This window comes from Aliamphritea spongicola, assembly GCF_017051665.1.
Lineage (GTDB): Bacteria > Pseudomonadota > Gammaproteobacteria > Pseudomonadales > Balneatricaceae > Amphritea > Amphritea spongicola.
In genome coordinates this window covers 422,167-440,156 of the sequence record NZ_JAFIDL010000002.1, presented here as the reverse complement: position 1 = coordinate 440,156, position 17,990 = coordinate 422,167, and the positions used below count along the sequence as shown (strand labels likewise).

Here is a 17,990-nt window from a genome sequence, read left to right as displayed (position 1 = left end):
CATTATAAAAACTACTTTCAGAAAACTCCGTCAGCCCGGTGTAAGCCTTATGTAAAGTTTATGTAAAGCTGCTTTTCATCCCGCTGACATTCGGGAAAACTGGCCACCATGAGCAATATACGTAACATACTGATCGTCGAGGATGACCCGGAAGCCAGCCGGATGCTGGCGGAATATCTGAGCCTTGAGGGTTATACCATCCACCGGGCGGAAGACGGCCTGAGTGGCCTTGAACAGGCGTATAGCCTGCAGCCTGACCTGCTGATCCTGGATATCATGCTGCCGGAAATGGACGGCCTGACCCTGCTGCGCCGTCTGCGGGAAACGTCCAACACCCCGGTACTGATGCTGTCTGCCCGGCGTGACGACATCGATAAAGTAATGGGCCTTGAGTTCGGCGCCGATGACTATCTGGGCAAGCCTTACAGCCCCCGGGAACTGGTGGCCCGGATTCATGCCATTGACCGGCGCTGCGCCCAGCGGGAAACCGTTGCCAGCCAGACCCTGAAGTTGCATAACCTGAACCTTTCCCCCCTGCGTCAGGAAGCGCTGATCGACCAACAGCCGGTGGAGCTGACCCGGACGGAATTTCAGATTCTGCAACATTTACTGCAGCATGCTGAACAGGCCGTCCGTAAACAGCAGCTGTCGCTGGAAGTACTGGGCCGCGAGCTGGAAAGTTATGACCGCAGCCTGGATGTGCACGTCAGCAATCTGCGCAAAAAACTGCAGCAGGCGGATATCAGCATCACCACGGTTCGGGGCGTTGGCTACCGGTTGGAAGGACGCTGATGGGCCGCCTGTTCTGGAAAATATTCTGCTGGTTCAGCGCCACGGTTATCTGCCTGCTGGTGTTACTGTTCAGCCTGCGGTTACTGGCCCCGCCCGGTGAACTGAAACCCTCCGTTCACCAGTTACAGAAAGAACGGCTGAATGCCGTTGCCGCACTACTGCAGCACAGTGGCCCCGGTGTTACCCGGCAATACCTGCAACAGAACCACCGGGCGCTGCCCCGCCTCTGGGTACTGAACACACAGCAGGAAGATTTACTGGGCCGTTCAGTTCCGGACTTCATCCTGCAGCTGCCCGCAGACAGACAGCTGCAGCAAACCGTCACCACACCGGATGGCCAGCGCTATACATTACGGATGTTTAAACCCGGCAAAGCCGGTAAGGCTGTACCATCCCTGCTGCCGCCACTGCCTCCGGCAGAAGGCCGCCCACCCCGTTATTTCCGCTGGCTGGTATTCATTGCTGTCGGCTTACTGGCCAGCGCCTGGCTGGCCTGGTACCTGACCCGTCCGGTCAGGGTACTTTCGCAGGCCACCCGGGCACTCAGCCGGGGCGAACCGCTGCAGCAAATCCGCCCGAAACTTGGCCGGCGCAAAGATGAACTGGTCAGCCTGGCTGATGATTTTGATCATATGGCCGGTGCATTACAGCACAAGCAGGAAACCCTGGATCAGCTCCTCAAGGATATCTCCCACGAGCTGCGCTCCCCCCTCACCCGGGTACGGCTGGCGCTGGGATTGCTGGAAAAACAGCAGCGGCCGATCGGTGAAGCTGACAGTGAGCAGATCAGCCATGAACTGAACCGCCTGGATGACCTGATTGATCAGGTTCTTACCCTGACCCAGCTGGACAGCCGTCAGACACCCGCTCTGAACGACTACCTGAGCATTCCTGACCTGCTCGCGCAGCTTGTGGATAAACTCAGCCTGGAAGCCCGGGCAAAGAACAGCCAGCTGGCGCTGCAGTGTGATGATAAAGAAGCGGTCATCCCTGCTAACCACGAGCTGTTATGGCGGGCACTGGAGAACGTTATCCGCAACGCCATTGCCCATACCCCGGAAGACACCCAGGTGATCATCCGTGCGGTAACGGAGTCTGCCGCAAATACTTTCCGAATCACCGTGACCGACATGGGTGCAGGGGTGGAAGAAAGCCGGCTGGAAGATATCTTTAATCCCTTTGTACGGCTGGATAACGCCCGCCGCCGGGGCGGTTACGGGTTAGGGCTGGCCATTGCCCAGCGAGCCATTCAGCAACATCATGGCAGCATCAGTGCCCGCAATATTGCCGGGGCAGGCCTGCAAATTGATATTCAGCTGCCACTGGCGGGCTGATCATCCGGTGTATCTGTTCCGGCATGGCTGTCCGCCAGCTCACTGCCGAGCCATTCCTGAAAGCGCTGTATCTGTGGATAATCCGCCTTCTCCGGCGGATAGACAAAGTAATAACCCTGACCGCTGTAGAACGAGCCAGGGAAAGGCTGCAGCAACCACTGGGAAGCCAGTTCATCCTGAATCAGCGACAGGTCACTGATAGCAATTCCGTGCCCCATGGACGCAGCCCTTAGGGCCGCGTCCATTGATTCAAATGCCAGCCCCTGATCGGGATCCACACCTTCTGCCTCATTGGCCTGCAGCCAGACCCGCCAGTCCCGGTGATCGGTAGACGGATGCAGCAGGGTGTGATGTTTCAGGTTGGCCAGATCCGTTAACGGATATTCGGTTTTCATCAGCGCCTGGGAGCACACCGGAATCAGTTGCTCCCTGAAGACCAGTTCCGCCTGTAACCCAGGCCAGTTACCGTCACCGTAAATAATGCCCGCATCGAAATATTCCCGCTCAAAACTGATACTGCCCGCCCGGGTGGTCAGCCGCACATGCGGGTGACTGCTGTCTTCCTCGAACCGGTGCAGGCGGGGAATCAGCCACAGCATGGCAAAGCCGGACGACACCAGCAGGTTCAGGTCATTATGTTGTTTGGTGACCGCCTCAACCGTATTAGCGATGGTATTAAATGACTGGGTCAGACCGGACAGCATGGTGACTCCGGCATCGGTCAGATTCAGGTGCCGGGTATTACGCTGAATCAGCAGCACACCCAGGTATTCTTCCAGATTCCGCACGTGTCGGCTGACGGCTCCCTGGGTCACGCACAACTCATCCGCCGCACGGGTGAAACTCAGGTGCCGGGCGGTGGCTTCAAAAGCCCGTAAACTGTTCAGGGGCGGTATACGGCGCATGGTTCAGACCCTCAGTGAAATGGCTGGTAAACCCGCTAAATCCTTGCCGGGTAAGACGGCACAAAAAACAATAATCCAGCATTTACAAGTTTTTGATAATAATTATCAATACCCTATAAATACTGATACTCAGCAGTATTTTTATCACAGTAGCATATAAACATTTATGACTTTAAATCATAAATAGCATGAACTTTCTTGCATACTCCCGGGGATTTTTCCGCGTTACGGTTAACAGCATCAAAGCGGTGAGGTTCAGCCACTGAATCTGACACCACATAACAATAAACAGCATGCTGTGTGAGGAAAAACCATGAGCGAAGAAAAGCACCTCAAGTCCGATCAGGACGTTTTCATGAAAAATCTCTACTGGTGGGGTGTACCAACCCTGTTCGGCTGCCCACACAATCCGGACGTTAATGCCTGTGATATCGCCCTGGTAGGTGTACCGCACAGCACCGGTAACGGCACCACAGAACGGGATCAGCATCTGGCTCCCCGGGCTGTGCGTAACGTGTCCGGTTCCTACCGCCGGGCCCATAACAAGTTCAACATCGTGCCCTGGGATGAATGCAAGATCCACGACCTGGGTGACGTTCTGATGCCCCGCGCCATGGTCAATGACGCCACCGTTATCGATATCGAGAATTACTACAAGGAACTGGATAACGCCGGAGTCCGCCCGGTGTCCATCGGTGGTGACCACTCCATTACCGGCCCGATTCTCAAAGCACTGGGCGGCCCGGATGCCAAACTCAGCGGCGGCCAGAAAATCGCCATGGTGCACTTCGATGCCCACACCGACACCATGGACCACCTGCCCCACTGGCTGGGTGCAGAACGGTCTGCCGCACACTGGGGCAGCTATGTGGCCAAAGAAGGCCACGTGGACCCGGAAAAGAGTATTCAGATCGGTATCCGCGGCCATACCCGCACCCTGACCTGGAAACGCACCAGTGACCGCCTGGGTTACCGCATGGTGGATATGGATGACTTCCGCGAACTCGGCGTTCAGGGCACGGTAGATCTGCTCCGCGAGCGGGTCGGTGACATGCCTGTTTACATCACCTTCGATCTGGACTGTCTGGACCCGGCGGTGGCTCCGGCAGTGTCCAACCTTGAGCCGGGCTGCTCCGGTTTCACCATGGATGAAGCGGTCGGCATTTTGCAGGGGATGCAGGGGCTGAACGTCATTGGTGCCGACGTGGTCTGCATGATTCCGTCCAAGGACAGCCCGAACCAGATCACCGCCTTTGCTTCCACCGCCATCATGTTCGAACAGATCAGCCTGATTGCTGACTCGGTTCGCCGTGAACGGGAAGCCGGTCAGGACTAAGCCTGATCTCACTCCTCCGTTGGCGGAGACCCCTCCGCCAACACCCGAAAACAACAATAACAGGGGGCTAATACGTAATGACAAGTGCAATAACCCACCAGCCACAGGTGGCCGTTGAGTGCCGCAATGTCTGGAAAATCTTCGGCGAACGGGCAACAGAGGCACTGGAGGCCGCCATTAATCAGGGCCTGAGCAAAACAGAAATCGGCCAGCAATATAACTGCGTCGTCGGCGTTGCCGACGCCAATTTCAGCGTCCGTGAAGGAGAAATCTTCTGCATCATGGGCCTCTCCGGCAGCGGCAAATCAACCCTTGTCCGCCACATTAACCGGCTGCTGGAACCCACTGCCGGGGCCATTCTGATCAACGATGAAGATGTCATGGCCAAGGATGATCTTGCCCTGCGCCAGCTGCGCGCCAGCAAGATCGGTATGGTCTTTCAGAATAACGCATTACTGCCACACCGCACCGTACGGGATAACGTCGCCCTGCCGTTAGAAGTACAGGGCGTAAATAAGCGGGAACGGTATCAGGTGGCCAAGAGAGTACTGGGTCTGGTGGATCTGACCGGCTGGGAAGACAACTTTGCCCACGAACTGTCCGGCGGTATGCAACAGCGGGTTAATCTGGCCCGGGCCATGGCAGCAGACCCGGATATTCTGCTGATGGACGAACCCTTCAGCGCCCTGGACCCGCTGATCCGCCGGCAACTTCAGGATCAGTTTATGGAACTGTCCCGGGAGATGAAAAAGACCACCATCTTCATCACTCACGATCTGGATGAAGCGATCCGCATCGGCGACCGCATCGCCATCATGAAAGACGGTGTGATCGTGCAGACCGGCACCCCGGAAGAAATCATTACCCACCCGGCCGACGATTACGTGGCTGACTTCATTGCCGGCATATCCCGCCTCAAGCTGGTCCACGCCGGCAGCATCATGCAGCCGCTACAGGACTGGCTGAGCCGCCATCCGGAGACCGATATCAGCACCGCACCGCGGGCCCCGGAGAGTACCGACCTGGACCAGTTAATCGACATTTCCGTGTCCGGTCAGGGAGCCGTCATCATCACCGACGACGCCGGCACCGACATCGGTGTCGTTGATAACAGCCGTTTACTGCGCGGCATACAGGGTGGCAAATAGGAGCGATACACAATGAACAGTACACACACCTCTGCGTTGCTCCCGGTCCGCGATGATCAGCCGGTCCGCGACGACCAGAGCGCCGGCAACGACAAAGAACTCAGTCTGGCCCGGGAATTTGCCGGTCAGAACAGCGATTACTATGCCGAACAGTTTGAACAGCTGGGCAACGCAGCCAATTACCGATTTACCTTCAACCTCTCTGCCGCACTGTTCGGCCCTATATGGCTGGCCGCCCGCGGACTGTGGGCATGGTTCTGGCCGTTTCTGATTGCCGAAGCCGTGATGGCCGTACAAATCTGCCGCGGCCTGTTTGGCAACCTGGGCGCGGATCAGCTGGCCCGGGCAGAACGCCTTGCAGCCAAAGCCGAAGAACGCTTTCAGCAGGCCCGCGCCGCCATTGAAGAAGGCAGTATCAACGGCGAAATTCTGATGAACAGCGCCCAGTCATTTCAGGCCGGCGCCCTGAAAGCCGAACAGGCGGCTGCGGCGGCTGCAGCAGAAGGTATCGGCATTACCATCGTTGGGCTGGTGCTACTGGTTGCCATTAAAATTCTGCAGGGCAGCCTGGCCAACTGGCTGTTGGAACAGCGCTTTATGCAGTGGCGGGCCGACCGCAGTATCCGCTGTGGCCTGAGTGCAATGAGTGCCTCGATGGGCGCGCTGATCATGGCACTGGTTTACCCGCTGGCCGCCTACCGTTTCACCGCCGCCGAACCACCACAGTGGCTGTTACTGTTCCCCGCTGACCGCAGCTGGCACAGCGGTCTGGCCAACTGGGTGGACAGCCTGTTTGGCTGGCTGACCCTGAACGGCGAAGGCCTGTTCGACGGCATCCGTGATGCGATCCGGATTCTACTGGACGCCACCGAAGTCGTGTTGGTCGACACCCCATGGCCGATTGTCATGCTGGTCATCGTGGTACTGGCATGGCGGCTGGCCGGCCCCCGGGTCACCCTGTTCACCATCGGCGCGCTGGCCTATCTGGCCCTGTTCGGCTTCTGGGAAAAAAGCATGGCAACCGTTGCCCTGCTGGGCACCGCCAGCTTCATCTGTGTGTTATTCGGCGTGCCGTTAGGCATCTGGTGTGCCAAGAACGAGCGGGTCTATGCCACCGTGCGGCCGATTCTCGACTTCATGCAAACCATGCCTGCATTCGTCTATCTGATTCCGGTTATCGCCTTCTTCGGCACCGGTAAACCGCCGGGAATCATTGCCACCATCATCTTCGGCATGCCGCCGGTAGTCCGCCTGACTGCACTGGGCATGCAGGGGGTGCCGGATACCGTCCGGGAAGCGGCCACCGCCTTCGGTGCCAGCAAATGGTTCCTGTTGTTCAAAGTGGATATTCCGCTGGCCATGCCATCCATCATGGCGGGCATTAACCAAACCATTCTGATGTGCCTGTCGATGGTGGTCATCGCCTCGCTGATCGGCGCCAAGGGCCTGGGGGAAGATGTCCTCAGCGCGCTGCAGTACGCCGCTCAGGGGCAAGGGGTGATCGCCGGCCTGGCCATTTTGGCATGCGCCATGGTGCTCGACCGCATCATTCAGGGCAACCCGAATAAACGTAAAGCCAAATAAAAAACCGTGAGGAACCCGTAATGAAAAACAACAACAAACTGAACCAGGTACTCTCCGCCATTCTGCTGGCATCCGGTCTGTCTGTGGCCGGCGCTGCACAGGCTGCGGATGTGGTTATCGGCGAACCGAACTGGCCGTCTGCCAAGGTCACCGCCTACGTGCTCAAAGAAGTCATTGAGCAGGAACTGGGCATGGAAGCGGACATCTCGCCGGGCAACAACGCGGTTATCTTCAAAGCCATGGACAGCGGCAAAGGAGACATTGATGTGCACCCGGAAGCCTGGATGCCCAACCAGAAAAGCCTGATCGACAAATACACCGGTAAAGGCTCTGTAACCCTGAGCAGCAAGCCCTATGACGTGGTGCAGGGCTACTGTGTGACCAAGGAAACCGCCGACAAACACGGCATCAAATCCGTCTTCGATCTGGCGGATGAAGATAATGCCCGTCTGTTCGACACCGACGGCGACGGCCGCGGTGAAGTCTGGATCGGTGCCACTGGCTGGGGTTCTACTCCGGTGGAAAAAATCCGCGCCCGGGATTACGGCTTTGCGGAATTCTTTGAATTGCAGGAGCTGGACGAAACTCTGGCCCTGTCCAAGCTGGATACCGCGGTGAAGAAGCAGGAGCCTTTTGTCAGTTACTGCTATGCGCCGCATCACATCTTCAAGCTTTACGATCTGGTGATGCTGGAAGAGCCGGAATACGACGCCAGCAAGTGGACCATGGTTAAGCCAACGGATGATCCGGACTGGATGAGCAAGTCCAGCGTCAGCACTGCCTGGGATAACGCCAATGTCCACGTTGCCTGGTCAACTTCACTGGATGACCGCGCGCCGGAAATTGCCCGCCTGCTACAAAACGTAAAACTGGAAAGTGCTGATATCAGTGCCTGGATTTATGCCATGGCAGTGGAGAAAAAAGACGCCGGCGAATACGCCCGGGCCTGGGTTCAGAACAACCCGGAAAAAGTACAGAAATGGCTGGGCTTCTGATCAGCCTGTGACAGGTGGTGCAGCCTGAGCTGCACCCACTCTGCTCACTAACCGCAGTAACTCTTGGTACAGAAAACACAGTGTTGGGCTGTGTATTAGTACCCGGCCTGACCGGATCTGACAGGCGGTCGGGCTGTTTTTTTACTGCCAGCGTGTTAGCTCAGACAATAAAAAACCCGGTTCAGCATTCACTGAACCGGGTTACTCTTATCAAACAACAGCTTTAATGATCAGCCTTTCAGATGACCCGCATGGAAACGCAGGTGCTCTTCAATGAAGCTGGCAATGAAGTAGTAGCTGTGGTCATAACCCGGCTGCATCCGCAGCTCAAAATTCAGACCACTGGACGCCACAGCCCCCACCAGATTCTCCGGCATCAGCTGTTCGTGCAGGAAGCCGTCATCACCGCCCTGATCCACCAGCATCGGCGGGATTGAATCCGCCAGCTTGATCAGTTCGCAGGTATCGTACTGACGCCATGCGTCAACGTCGTCACCCAGGTAGTTACTGAAGGCTTTCTGACCCCACGGCGCATTCACCGGGTTAGTGATCGGGCTGAAGGCAGACGCCGACACAAACATACCCGGGTTACGCAGCGTAATCATCAGCGCACCGTGACCGCCCATGGAGTGACCACTGATAGCTTTCTTGTCTGACACCGGGAATTCGGCTTCAATCAGCGCCGGCAATTCATTCACCACATAGTCATACATGCGGTAATGCTTATCCCACGGGGCCTGTGTCGCATTCACATAGAAACCCGCACCCAGACCGAAGTCATAGGCACCTTCCGGGTCATCCGGCACATCTTCACCGCGCGGGCTGGTGTCCGGGGCAACAATGGCCACGCCCAGCTCTGCAGCTACCCGGTGTGCACCGGCTTTCTGCATGAAGTTCTCATCGGTACAGGTCAGACCTGACAGCCAGTACAGTACCGGTACCTTTGCGCCCTCTTCTGCCTGCGGCGGCAGGTAAACAGCAAAGCGCATCGCGCAGCCCAGTGTTTCGGACTGATGGCTGTACTGACGGTGCCAGCCACCGAAGCTCCGTACCGAGCTGAGTGTTTCAATACTCATAATATTCTCCCGTTGAGGGAAAGATCCGCGTCCGGCGGATCTCCGTATTCTGATCAGAGCCCATTATAACAGGCTCCGCACACCCGCTTACTTATCGTATTCGATAACCGTACGGATGCTCTTACCTTCGTGCATCAGATCAAACGCTTCATTGATGCGTTCCAGACCCATGCGGTGGGTAATGAAATCATCCAGGCTGAATTCGCCAGCCATGTATCGGTCAACGTAACCCGGCAGTTCAGAACGGCCCTTAACGCCACCGAACGCAGAACCTTTCCATACCCGGCCGGTAACCAGCTGGAACGGACGGGTGCTGATTTCCTGACCTGCGCCGGCAACACCGATAATGACCGACTCACCCCAACCTTTGTGGCAGCATTCCAGTGCAGAACGCATGGTGTGGATATTACCGATACACTCAAAAGAATAGTCCACGCCGCCTTCAGTCAGTTCAACAATCACTTCCTGAATTGGCTTGTCGTAGTTCTTCGGGTTTACGCAGTCAGTGGCACCCAGCTTGGTCGCAAGATCGAATTTGCTTTCGTTGATATCGATCGCAATGATGCGGCCGGCTTTCGCCATCGCAGCACCGATAATGGCAGACAGACCTACGCCACCCAGACCGAATACGGCAACGGTTGCGCCTTCTTCAACCTTGGCAGTGTTCATCACTGCGCCCATACCGGTGGTCACACCGCAACCCAGCAGACAAACTTCATCCAGCGGCGCTTCTTTGTTTACCTTCGCCAGGGCGATTTCCGGCAGTACGGTGTACTCAGAGAACGTGGAGGTACCCATGTAGTGGTAAATAGGCTGACCGTCTTTAGAGAAACGGGTAGTGCCGTCTGGCATCAGGCCTTTACCCTGGGTTTCACGGATCTTCTGGCACAGGTTAGTCTTACCGGAAGTACAGAACTTACACTCACCACATTCAGGGGTGTACAGAGGAATTACGTGATCGCCAACCGCAACGCTGGTGACACCTTCACCAACCTGTTCAACGATACCGCCACCTTCGTGGCCCAGAATCGCAGGGAAGATACCTTCAGGGTCTTCACCGGACAGGGTGAAAGCATCTGTGTGGCAAACACCGGTAGCCACAATTTTCACCAGGACTTCGCCAGCCTGTGGCGGCATTACATCAACTTCTTCAATGCTTAAAGGTTGACCCGGTCCCCAGGCAACAGCAGCTTTAGATTTAATCATTATTATCTCCGGCATAGTCTCGACCGCTGTCCGCCCTATCCTGACAACGGCATAAAAATTCTGAAAAATAGTACATCTGGCGATATAAAAACATCGCCAGAGCAACTATATAGATTAGCCGGGCATAAGTCATAAGCAAAAAACTTATACCCCTGTAAATGTCGCTGTGACACAAAAAAGCCGGCTCACTGTAACAGCAGAGCCGGCCATTTCTTTAACACTCGACCGCGTTTACCGCCAGGCCACCCCGGGAGGTTTCCTTATACTTGTCCTGCATATCCATGCCGGTATCCCACATGGTCTTGATGACCTTATCCAGTGAGATGAAGTGATCGCCGTCACCGCGCAGTGCCAGCTGTGTTGCGTTAATTGCTTTCACCGCCGCAATAGCATTTCGCTCGATACACGGCACCTGCACCAGACCACCAACAGGGTCACAGGTCAGACCCAGGTTATGCTCAAGGCCGATTTCTGCGGCATTCTCAACCTGCTCAGGTGTACCGCCCAGCACTTCACACAGGCCCGCTGCAGCCATGGCACAGGCAGAGCCCACTTCGCCCTGACAGCCCACTTCCGCACCGGAAATAGAAGCATTCTTCTTACACAGCGCACCGATAGCAGCCGCCGCCAGCAGGAACTCAACCACGTTGTCTTCTTCAACCTGATCGGTGTATTCCATGAAATACATCAGTACCGCCGGAATAATGCCCGCTGCGCCATTAGTCGGTGCTGTTACCATACGGCCACCGGCAGCGTTTTCTTCGTTTACCGCCAGCGCATACAGGTTAACCCAGTCCATCGCACCCAGAGTGCTGCTGATAATATTGCTGCCCCGGGCTTCTTTAAGAGACTGATGCAAAGAGGATGCACGGCGGCGCACATTCAGACCACCAGGCAGAATGCCTTCTTTACGTAAGCCGTTATTGACGCAGTCACGCATCGCCCGCCAGATATTTTTCAGCCCTTCACGGGTTTCGGCTTCAGGACGCCAGACTTTTTCGTTTTCCATCATCAGCTGGCTGATGGTGAAATTATTCGCCTTACACAGTTCAAGCAGTTCGACCGCGTTGTTGAATTCGTACGGCAGCTCCACCTGAGGTACCAGATGGGCATCGCTGCTGGCATGGCTTTCATCAATAACAAAGCCACCACCAATTGAATAATAGGTATTGCTGTACAGCTGCTCGCCACCGGCGCTGTATGCATTCAGGCGCATGGCATTCGGGTGATACGGCAGGTTTTCTTCCAGCAGCAGCATGTCGCGCTCCCAGATGAATTCGATATCGTACTTACCCAGCAGATTCAGGCGGCCGTCACTTTTAATGGACTCAACCGTCGGATCAATAATCTCCGGATTGACCAGTGCCGGACGTTCACCCAGCAGGCCAATGACCACTGACTTATCGGTACCGTGCCCCACCCCGGTGGCACTCAGTGAACCGAACAGTTCAACGCGCACCTGGGCAACGTCTGCCGCCAGATCATGCTCCTGCAGATAATCGGCAAACTCTGCCGCCGCCAGCATAGGCCCTACTGTATGCGAGCTCGATGGCCCCACCCCAATTTTAAAAAGATCAAATACGCTGATTGACATAAGAACTCCGCAGCTCTCGCCTGCTACTGAGCCTGTATTACGATGCTTTGGCATGATCCGGTTTCAGGAAAGACGCATCTGCACACAGGCTAATTATTATTGTGACCGGCAATTATCAGGGTATCCGCCAGCGGCCATGTGCCGGATTACGACAACATTTGTCCTGCAGGCGTTGTTGCCCGGGTACGGAGCACGTGGTGATTCTTTCTGACTATTAAGACTTAAGTATTAATAGATTTAATTTAGACAAAAACTATTAAACTTTTAGATTTAATTAATTTCTATTATTTATAGCGCTGCGGCACTATAGCTTCATCGCTTCACAGGGAAGCCCAAACACTTACAACGTTTTTAGTAAGAGTTCCTAAGCAGGCTCTTAAACAAGTTTTCAGGAGAAACACACAATGCTGAACAACCGCGAAGGTCAGAAAGTCCCACAGGTTACATTCCACACCCAGCAGGATAACCAGTGGAAGAACATCACTACTGATGATCTGTTTGCCGGTAAGAAAGTTGTTTTATTCGCTTTACCGGGTGCATTCACACCGACCTGTTCTTCAACCCACCTGCCACGTTACAACGAACTGGCCGGGGTTTTCGCGAAAGAAGGCGTCGACAGCATCATCTGTTTGTCTGTCAACGATACCTTCGTTATGAACGCATGGCAGGCAGACCAGGACGCTGCAAATATCACCTTCATTCCTGACGGTAACGGTGATTTCAGCCGCGGCATGGATATGCTGGTCAGCAAAAATGATCTGGGCTTCGGTGACCGCAGCTGGCGCTACTCCATGCTGGTTGTCGACGGCGTGATCGAGAAGCAGTTTATCGAGCCGGATGTACCGGGCGACCCGTTCCAGGTATCCGATGCTGACACCATGCTGCATTACCTGAACGCCAATGCAGAACAGCCTAAGCGGGTCAGCATCCTGACCAAAGCCGGTTGCCCGCACTGTGTCCGCGCTAAAGCGTTGCTGACCACTCAGGGTCTGCCATACGAAGAAATCGAGTTGGGCAGTAAGGGAATTTCTTACAGCTCACTGGCGGCGATTACCGGCCGGGGCACTGCACCGCAGATCTTTATCGACGGTGAACACATTGGCGGCGCCGATGAACTGGAACAGTGGGTTGCCGGTTAATCTGTTCCGCACACAGGACTCTTCCCAGTAAGGCGTGACCACACGCCCTTTCCCTTGGCGCGGCTCTCTGAGCTGCGCCTTTTTTATGCATACACAGCCTTACAAAGGCTTACACATAATTTCCCCGCTTCTTGCTATCTTAGCGCCATTCATGCAGACGCATCCCGCGCTGCACCCAGCCATTTGTTACGTTGAGAGTTTCTGATATGCACCTGATTAAACTGCTTGGATTTGCCGGACTGCTGACCCTGAGTACCGCCAGTTACGCTGAACTGTCCTGCCGGGACCTGAATGACATGCGCTACGATGTATCACAGCTGGCCGACGACGTTGATGCCAGCGTCGGCTTTACCCGGGCAGAAGATGAATTTCTGGCGGAAGTCGTGGAAGCGGTGTACTTGGTTGCCGAGACCGAAAACAACCGGATTCTGCTACGGGCAGCCGGTAAAATGGAACGCGCCTGGGAACGGGAAGATGCTGTCGCCTACGTCGATGCGCTGGACCGTGTCACCGATGAAATAGACGATATTTACAATACGGAGTGCTAAACCCTCCGACAAGCCCCCCAAAACCTGACTGTTCTTCGCCATCTGATCCGTGTCGTGGAGGCTGTCGGGTTTTCTTCAGTTCCTTTCAAACACCAGCCCGTATGAGTCATAAATGGCATCAAACGTGCCATCATCAAGCATACTCTTAAGGCTGATTGAAATGGCCTGCCGCAATGCTTCAGGATCACTGATCTGCGCCTGAGGCGAGACAACAATGTGGAATTCCTTGGCAGGCCTCACCGGTTTATCCAGAAACTCTATACGACCCTGCAGATCCATCGTCAGTGCCACATAATCAATAATCTGAGCATGCCCGACAATCGCTTCGAGCCGCTCCAGATTGAGCATATTCAGCATGACTTTAAAGGACTTCAGCTCATACAACTCAAAGTCTTTATTGCCGGCAGCGGTATCAAATGCCTGACTGATTACATTACTTTCCAGCTTGCCCAGTGAACGGCCGTGCAGGTCTTCAATGCCATTAAACTCAAACCTCTTACCCGCCGGCACAACGAGCTTATAGATACTCCAGCGAATAGGCTGGTCCGGAAACAATAGCTGACTCAGGCGGGCAGGGCTTTTATACAGCGTCGTAATATCGATCCCGCCACTCTGAATATCATGCTGTACCCGTTTCAGCGGCATCACCCGAATGTCCAGTTCATAGCCGGGCATCCGTGCAAACACTTCTCTGACAATATCGAAATCAGGTCCGTTCGGTGTGCCATTCACCAGTGTCTGAAAAGGTGGAAAATCAAACCCCAACACCCCAAACACCACTTTTTGAGGAGCGCTGAACGCCGCCGGTGCGGACAACAGCATCCAACTTAACGCTAACCCCAGCCACATACTTCTGTTCACAATTCCATCTCCGGCATCATTCAATCAGCGGCACGCATCAAGCCTATCATTCAGAAAACCCCAAGCACTGTAAAACCCTGACTACCCGTTTTGTGAACAGGTCTGTTCAAACCAACGGCTGTATGACCTGCGCAACCGCCAACCCAAGAGCATGATGCTGATCCGCATCCAGATGAATACCGTCCACTTTACTGGCATCCGTCACCGCCCCCGCATCCATAAAATGACACCGGCGATCTGCAGCAACCTCCCGCAGCGCCTCCGTCAGCCCCGGCCAGCGCTTTTCAGCCCCGTTAAACTTATGGGCAATGGCCCCTTTCGGCTGAATAATCGCCGGCGGCGCAATCACCAGAATCTCCGGCACCGGCATCTCCGGTTCAATTGGCGCCTGACGGATAATATCGATCAGCTTTGCCGTGCCCTGCGCAGACAACCAGGCGTTATTATCATGGGTGCACTGGAAATCATTGTTGCCCAGCATCAGCACCACCATTTTCAGCGGTGCATGTATTTCCATTACCTGTGCCAGCCCTTCACTGCCATCCCGGCCATCCTTAAACGGATCTGACCACACCGTGCGCCGGCCATTCAGACAGTTCTCCAGTATCCGGACATCCTGCCCGGCCTGGCGCAGTGCGATTTCACAGACACCCGGCCAGCGCTGATCAAATGGCAAACGGCCCCGGGTATCCGGAATAATGCCCCAGCTCAGGCTGTCGGCGTATACAAGTATTTGCTGCATCGTATGCTTCCTTTCATTGTTCTTGTTGCACATTAACAACCCTGATTTTTTTCTGCCAGTCACCGGGAACCGTCTTCCGTAAACAGGCTCAGACAGAACAGCTTAGTACTTCACCCCGGAAGTTTTGCACAGCTGCGCCAAGGGGGTAATATGAAGCTTTTCTGCAGGGATAAATCTGAGTGCAAACATCTGCTTACGCACGTATCAGCTACCTTCTCAGTGGCACAGTATTTTTGTTAGGTGCCTTTTCAACATTCAGTATCATGGCCGGTGATGCACTGGGCCGGGTGAATCTTCTGTATCTGTTGCTGCTGTTTGTTGCCTGGCCGGTATGTGCCATGTTGTTACTGTTCCTTTCGCCTTTACTGAAACAGCGGGCCTCTCTGACGTTACAGCTGATTAACCTGCCTCTCTGGCCACCGGGCTGGCAACAGCGTTTGCTGCAGCGTAAGCATCAGGACGACTGGTCCCTTCAGGTGTTTTATCTGGCGCAGAAACTAGCCCTGAGCTTCAGCATTGCCTGCAGTCTGGCACTGATTTTCAGCCTGTTATTCAGCGATATTCACTTTGTCTGGCGCAGCACCCTGCTCAGTGCTGAGCAGATTTTCCCGGTGTTAAAAAGTATTGCTCTGCCCTGGTGGTTTCTGGAAGCCGCGCAGCCACTGCAAAGTTTGCTGGAACAGACCCGGGACTCCCGGCTTGTCGCCCCCGCTGAAGATGTTGCCTACGGTGCCTGGTGGCCCTTCCTGCTGATGGCACAGCTTTGCTACGGTGTAGTGCCCAGGCTCGTCAGCCTTGGCTGGGCCCGTTTTCAGCTGCAACGCATGCACAATCAGGCGCAGATTCAGTCTGATACCACACCGGCCAGTCTGAAAAACCCGTCCCCACAGGCTCCGCAGCTAACCCCCGTCACCACGCCGGACTTACCCTTACCGGCCTACAACCTGCTTTACTGGAATGTCATGCCAGCAGCACTTCAGGCGTCACTGTATGAAGTGCTGGGCACACCGGCACAGGCTTTTCAGGGCGGGGCCGGCGGCAGCCTTGAAGCAGAACAGCAGGCACTTTCGTCACAGGAGCCACTGGTCATTATTACCGCAGCCTGGGAGCCGCCGATGGGCGAGCTGGCGGATTTACTGCAACAGGGCAAAGGCTATTTGTTGCCACTGGACTGGAACAGTGAAACCGCCACCTGGCTACCGGTCAGCGATCACTATCTGGATGAGTGGCGGCGTTTCTGTAAACCGTTATCCCAATGGCAACTGATCCGTGCGGAGGGTTTACTATGATTCCGGCTTTCGCCGTTGTCGGCCATCCCAACAAGGGCAAATCATCGGTTGTCTCCACACTGGCCCGGGATGACCGGGTGGCAGTCTCCATGCAAAGTGGCACGACACAGGTCTCGGAGAGTTTCGACATCCATTTGGGTGAAGCGCACTACAAACTGATCGATACCCCGGGCTTTCAGCGGCCGCGCAAAGTACTGGCCTGGCTGCAGCAGCAACCGGTCAGCGCTGACCAGCGCAGTGAGCGGGTAAAAGCCTTCCTGCAGGACGAAGCGTGCCGCCAGCAATTCCCCGACGAAAGCGAGTTACTGGCCCCAATCATGGCCGGCGCAGCCATTCTCTATGTGGTGGACAGCTCACGCCCTTACAGCCCTGAATATGAAGCGGAAATGGAAATTCTGCGCTGGACCGGACAACCAAGCATGGCGCTGATTAACCCGATCACCAGCCGGGATTATATCGACAACTGGCAGCAGGCCCTGCAACAGTTTTTCCGCACGGTACGGATCTTTGATGCTGTTCAGGCCGACCTGAATCAGCATATTGAGTTATTACAGGCCTTTGCTCACCTGCATCAGCCATGGTCTGAGTCCCTCAGCTCACTGGTCAGTGCCGTGCAGGCGGAAATACACCGGCAGCAGTTACAGAGCTGTAAACTGGCGGCTCATCTGCTGGAAGATCTGGTTCGATATCAGCAGCGCCAGAAAGTGCCGGACGAAAAACAGGCTAAATCTCTGCAGCCGGTTTTACAGGCGGCTTATTACAGCTGGATGCGCAAGCGGGAACAGAAAGCCCACGATGAGCTGCAAACCCTATACCGGCATCACCAGTTACAGCGGGATAACACTGAACTGACCCTCAGTGATGACCTGTTTGATACTGAAAAGTGGTACGCCTGGGGATTAAACCGTAAGCAACTGGCTGCCGTAGGCGGCATTGCCGGTGCTGCTGCCGGTGGCATGCTGGACCTGACGGTGGCCGGCAGTTCTCTGTTACTGGGTACCCTGGGCGGTGGTGCCATCGGTTCGTCAGCCGCCTGGCTGGGGGCTAACAAACTGGCCAAACAAAAACTCAAAGGCCTGCCGCTGGGAGGCTTTGAAGCCCGAATAGGCCCGATGAAAAACCGCAATTTCCCCTACGTCATACTGGCGCGTTTTCTGTTCATTTATAAACGCCTTAATCAGCGTAACCACGCCCGGCGGGATACTCTCAGTGTGGATGATGCTCAGGTAGGCAAACTGCTGGAACAGCTGTCAGGGCAGCAACAGAAACCCATTTACAAAGCGCTGGACCGGCTCAGCCGGCAAAAGGACGTCACCAATCTGGCGGAGGTTCTGGAACCGTTATTTACCGACGGGCAAATACCGGATTAACCGGATGTCCTGCCGGATACAAACCGGCAAACCCTTTCTTCAGCGGTTAACCCGGTTAACCGCTGATACAT

Annotated in this window: 16 protein-coding genes; 10 read left to right on the top strand and 6 right to left on the bottom strand. The window is 55.2% G+C overall.

Going from position 1 to position 17,990, the window contains the following annotated elements; all coding sequences use genetic code 11:
• Nucleotides 1-108: 108 nt before the first annotated feature.
• Nucleotides 109-792, top strand: a complete 684-nt coding sequence (locus JYB63_RS08590; protein WP_207758336.1) for a response regulator transcription factor — start codon at nucleotides 109-111, stop codon at nucleotides 790-792.
• Entirely contained in the window at nucleotides 792-2,126 is a 1,335-nt protein-coding gene (locus tag JYB63_RS08585; protein ID WP_205657443.1) for a sensor histidine kinase, read from the top strand. Before JYB63_RS08590 ends, JYB63_RS08585 begins: the two co-directional genes overlap by 1 nt.
• On the opposite strand, the gene gcvA is transcribed toward JYB63_RS08585, so the two are convergent.
• Nucleotides 2,105-3,031: a transcriptional regulator GcvA gene (gcvA, locus tag JYB63_RS08580; protein WP_205657442.1), complete on the bottom strand. Its 927-nt coding sequence runs from the start codon at nucleotides 3,029-3,031 to the stop codon at nucleotides 2,105-2,107. The two genes, JYB63_RS08585 and gcvA, sit on opposite strands and share 22 nt — an antisense overlap.
• Before the next feature lie 313 nt (nucleotides 3,032-3,344).
• Here gcvA and JYB63_RS08575 point away from each other — a divergent pair, with 313 nt between their 5' ends.
• The 4 genes from JYB63_RS08575 to JYB63_RS08560 all read left to right on the top strand — a co-directional run bounded on the left by JYB63_RS08575 (nucleotide 3,345) and on the right by JYB63_RS08560 (nucleotide 8,094).
• Nucleotides 3,345-4,367 carry an arginase family protein gene (locus JYB63_RS08575; RefSeq protein WP_205657441.1) on the top strand — a complete coding sequence of 341 codons (1,023 nt, stop codon included), beginning with the start codon at nucleotides 3,345-3,347 and terminating at the stop codon, nucleotides 4,365-4,367.
• Between the two features lie 77 nt (nucleotides 4,368-4,444).
• Complete coding sequence (locus tag JYB63_RS08570; RefSeq protein WP_205657440.1) at nucleotides 4,445-5,515, top strand: quaternary amine ABC transporter ATP-binding protein; 1,071 nt, start codon at nucleotides 4,445-4,447, stop codon at nucleotides 5,513-5,515.
• A gap of 12 nt (nucleotides 5,516-5,527) precedes the next feature.
• Nucleotides 5,528-7,099 carry an ABC transporter permease gene (locus JYB63_RS08565; RefSeq protein WP_205657439.1) on the top strand — a complete coding sequence of 524 codons (1,572 nt, stop codon included), beginning with the start codon at nucleotides 5,528-5,530 and terminating at the stop codon, nucleotides 7,097-7,099.
• A gap of 20 nt (nucleotides 7,100-7,119) precedes the next feature.
• Nucleotides 7,120-8,094 carry an ABC transporter substrate-binding protein gene (locus JYB63_RS08560; protein ID WP_205657438.1) on the top strand — a complete coding sequence of 325 codons (975 nt, stop codon included), beginning with the start codon at nucleotides 7,120-7,122 and terminating at the stop codon, nucleotides 8,092-8,094.
• Nucleotides 8,095-8,324: 230 nt separating this feature from the next.
• On the opposite strand, the gene fghA is transcribed toward JYB63_RS08560, so the two are convergent.
• From fghA to JYB63_RS08545, 3 genes are all read right to left on the bottom strand, one after another.
• The gene (fghA, locus tag JYB63_RS08555; RefSeq protein WP_205657437.1) at nucleotides 8,325-9,170 is read right to left on the bottom strand and encodes an S-formylglutathione hydrolase; all 846 of its coding nucleotides are present in this window, start codon (nucleotides 9,168-9,170) and stop codon (nucleotides 8,325-8,327) included.
• An 87-nt stretch (nucleotides 9,171-9,257) separates the two neighbouring features.
• Nucleotides 9,258-10,373 (bottom strand): S-(hydroxymethyl)glutathione dehydrogenase/class III alcohol dehydrogenase, encoded by a 1,116-nt coding sequence (locus JYB63_RS08550; protein ID WP_205657739.1) that lies wholly within the window; start codon nucleotides 10,371-10,373, stop codon nucleotides 9,258-9,260.
• Nucleotides 10,374-10,590: 217 nt separating this feature from the next.
• Entirely contained in the window at nucleotides 10,591-11,970 is a 1,380-nt protein-coding gene (locus JYB63_RS08545; RefSeq protein WP_205657436.1) for an L-serine ammonia-lyase, read from the bottom strand.
• A 404-nt stretch (nucleotides 11,971-12,374) separates the two neighbouring features.
• Between JYB63_RS08545 and JYB63_RS08540 the strand changes: the two genes are divergently transcribed.
• Nucleotides 12,375-13,109 carry a glutathione peroxidase gene (locus JYB63_RS08540; RefSeq protein WP_205657435.1) on the top strand — a complete coding sequence of 245 codons (735 nt, stop codon included), beginning with the start codon at nucleotides 12,375-12,377 and terminating at the stop codon, nucleotides 13,107-13,109.
• 206 nt (nucleotides 13,110-13,315) lie between these two features.
• Nucleotides 13,316-13,657: a hypothetical protein gene (locus JYB63_RS08535; protein ID WP_205657434.1), complete on the top strand. Its 342-nt coding sequence runs from the start codon at nucleotides 13,316-13,318 to the stop codon at nucleotides 13,655-13,657.
• A 75-nt stretch (nucleotides 13,658-13,732) separates the two neighbouring features.
• Here JYB63_RS08535 and JYB63_RS08530 read toward each other — a convergent pair whose 3' ends face one another.
• The gene (locus tag JYB63_RS08530; RefSeq protein WP_205657433.1) at nucleotides 13,733-14,518 is read right to left on the bottom strand and encodes a transporter substrate-binding domain-containing protein; all 786 of its coding nucleotides are present in this window, start codon (nucleotides 14,516-14,518) and stop codon (nucleotides 13,733-13,735) included.
• A 106-nt stretch (nucleotides 14,519-14,624) separates the two neighbouring features.
• A complete protein-coding gene (locus JYB63_RS08525) occupies nucleotides 14,625-15,260 on the bottom strand; it encodes an SGNH/GDSL hydrolase family protein (protein WP_205657432.1) in 636 nt (211 codons plus the stop codon).
• A 179-nt stretch (nucleotides 15,261-15,439) separates the two neighbouring features.
• On the opposite strand from JYB63_RS08525, the gene JYB63_RS08520 reads away from it, so the two are divergent.
• Nucleotides 15,440-16,549 (top strand): DUF2868 domain-containing protein, encoded by a 1,110-nt coding sequence (locus JYB63_RS08520; protein ID WP_205657431.1) that lies wholly within the window; start codon nucleotides 15,440-15,442, stop codon nucleotides 16,547-16,549.
• Nucleotides 16,546-17,919: a DUF3482 domain-containing protein gene (locus JYB63_RS08515; RefSeq protein ID WP_205657430.1), complete on the top strand. Its 1,374-nt coding sequence runs from the start codon at nucleotides 16,546-16,548 to the stop codon at nucleotides 17,917-17,919. The genes JYB63_RS08520 and JYB63_RS08515 overlap by 4 nt, the downstream gene beginning before the upstream one ends.
• The last annotated feature ends 71 nt before the right edge of the window (nucleotides 17,920-17,990 follow it).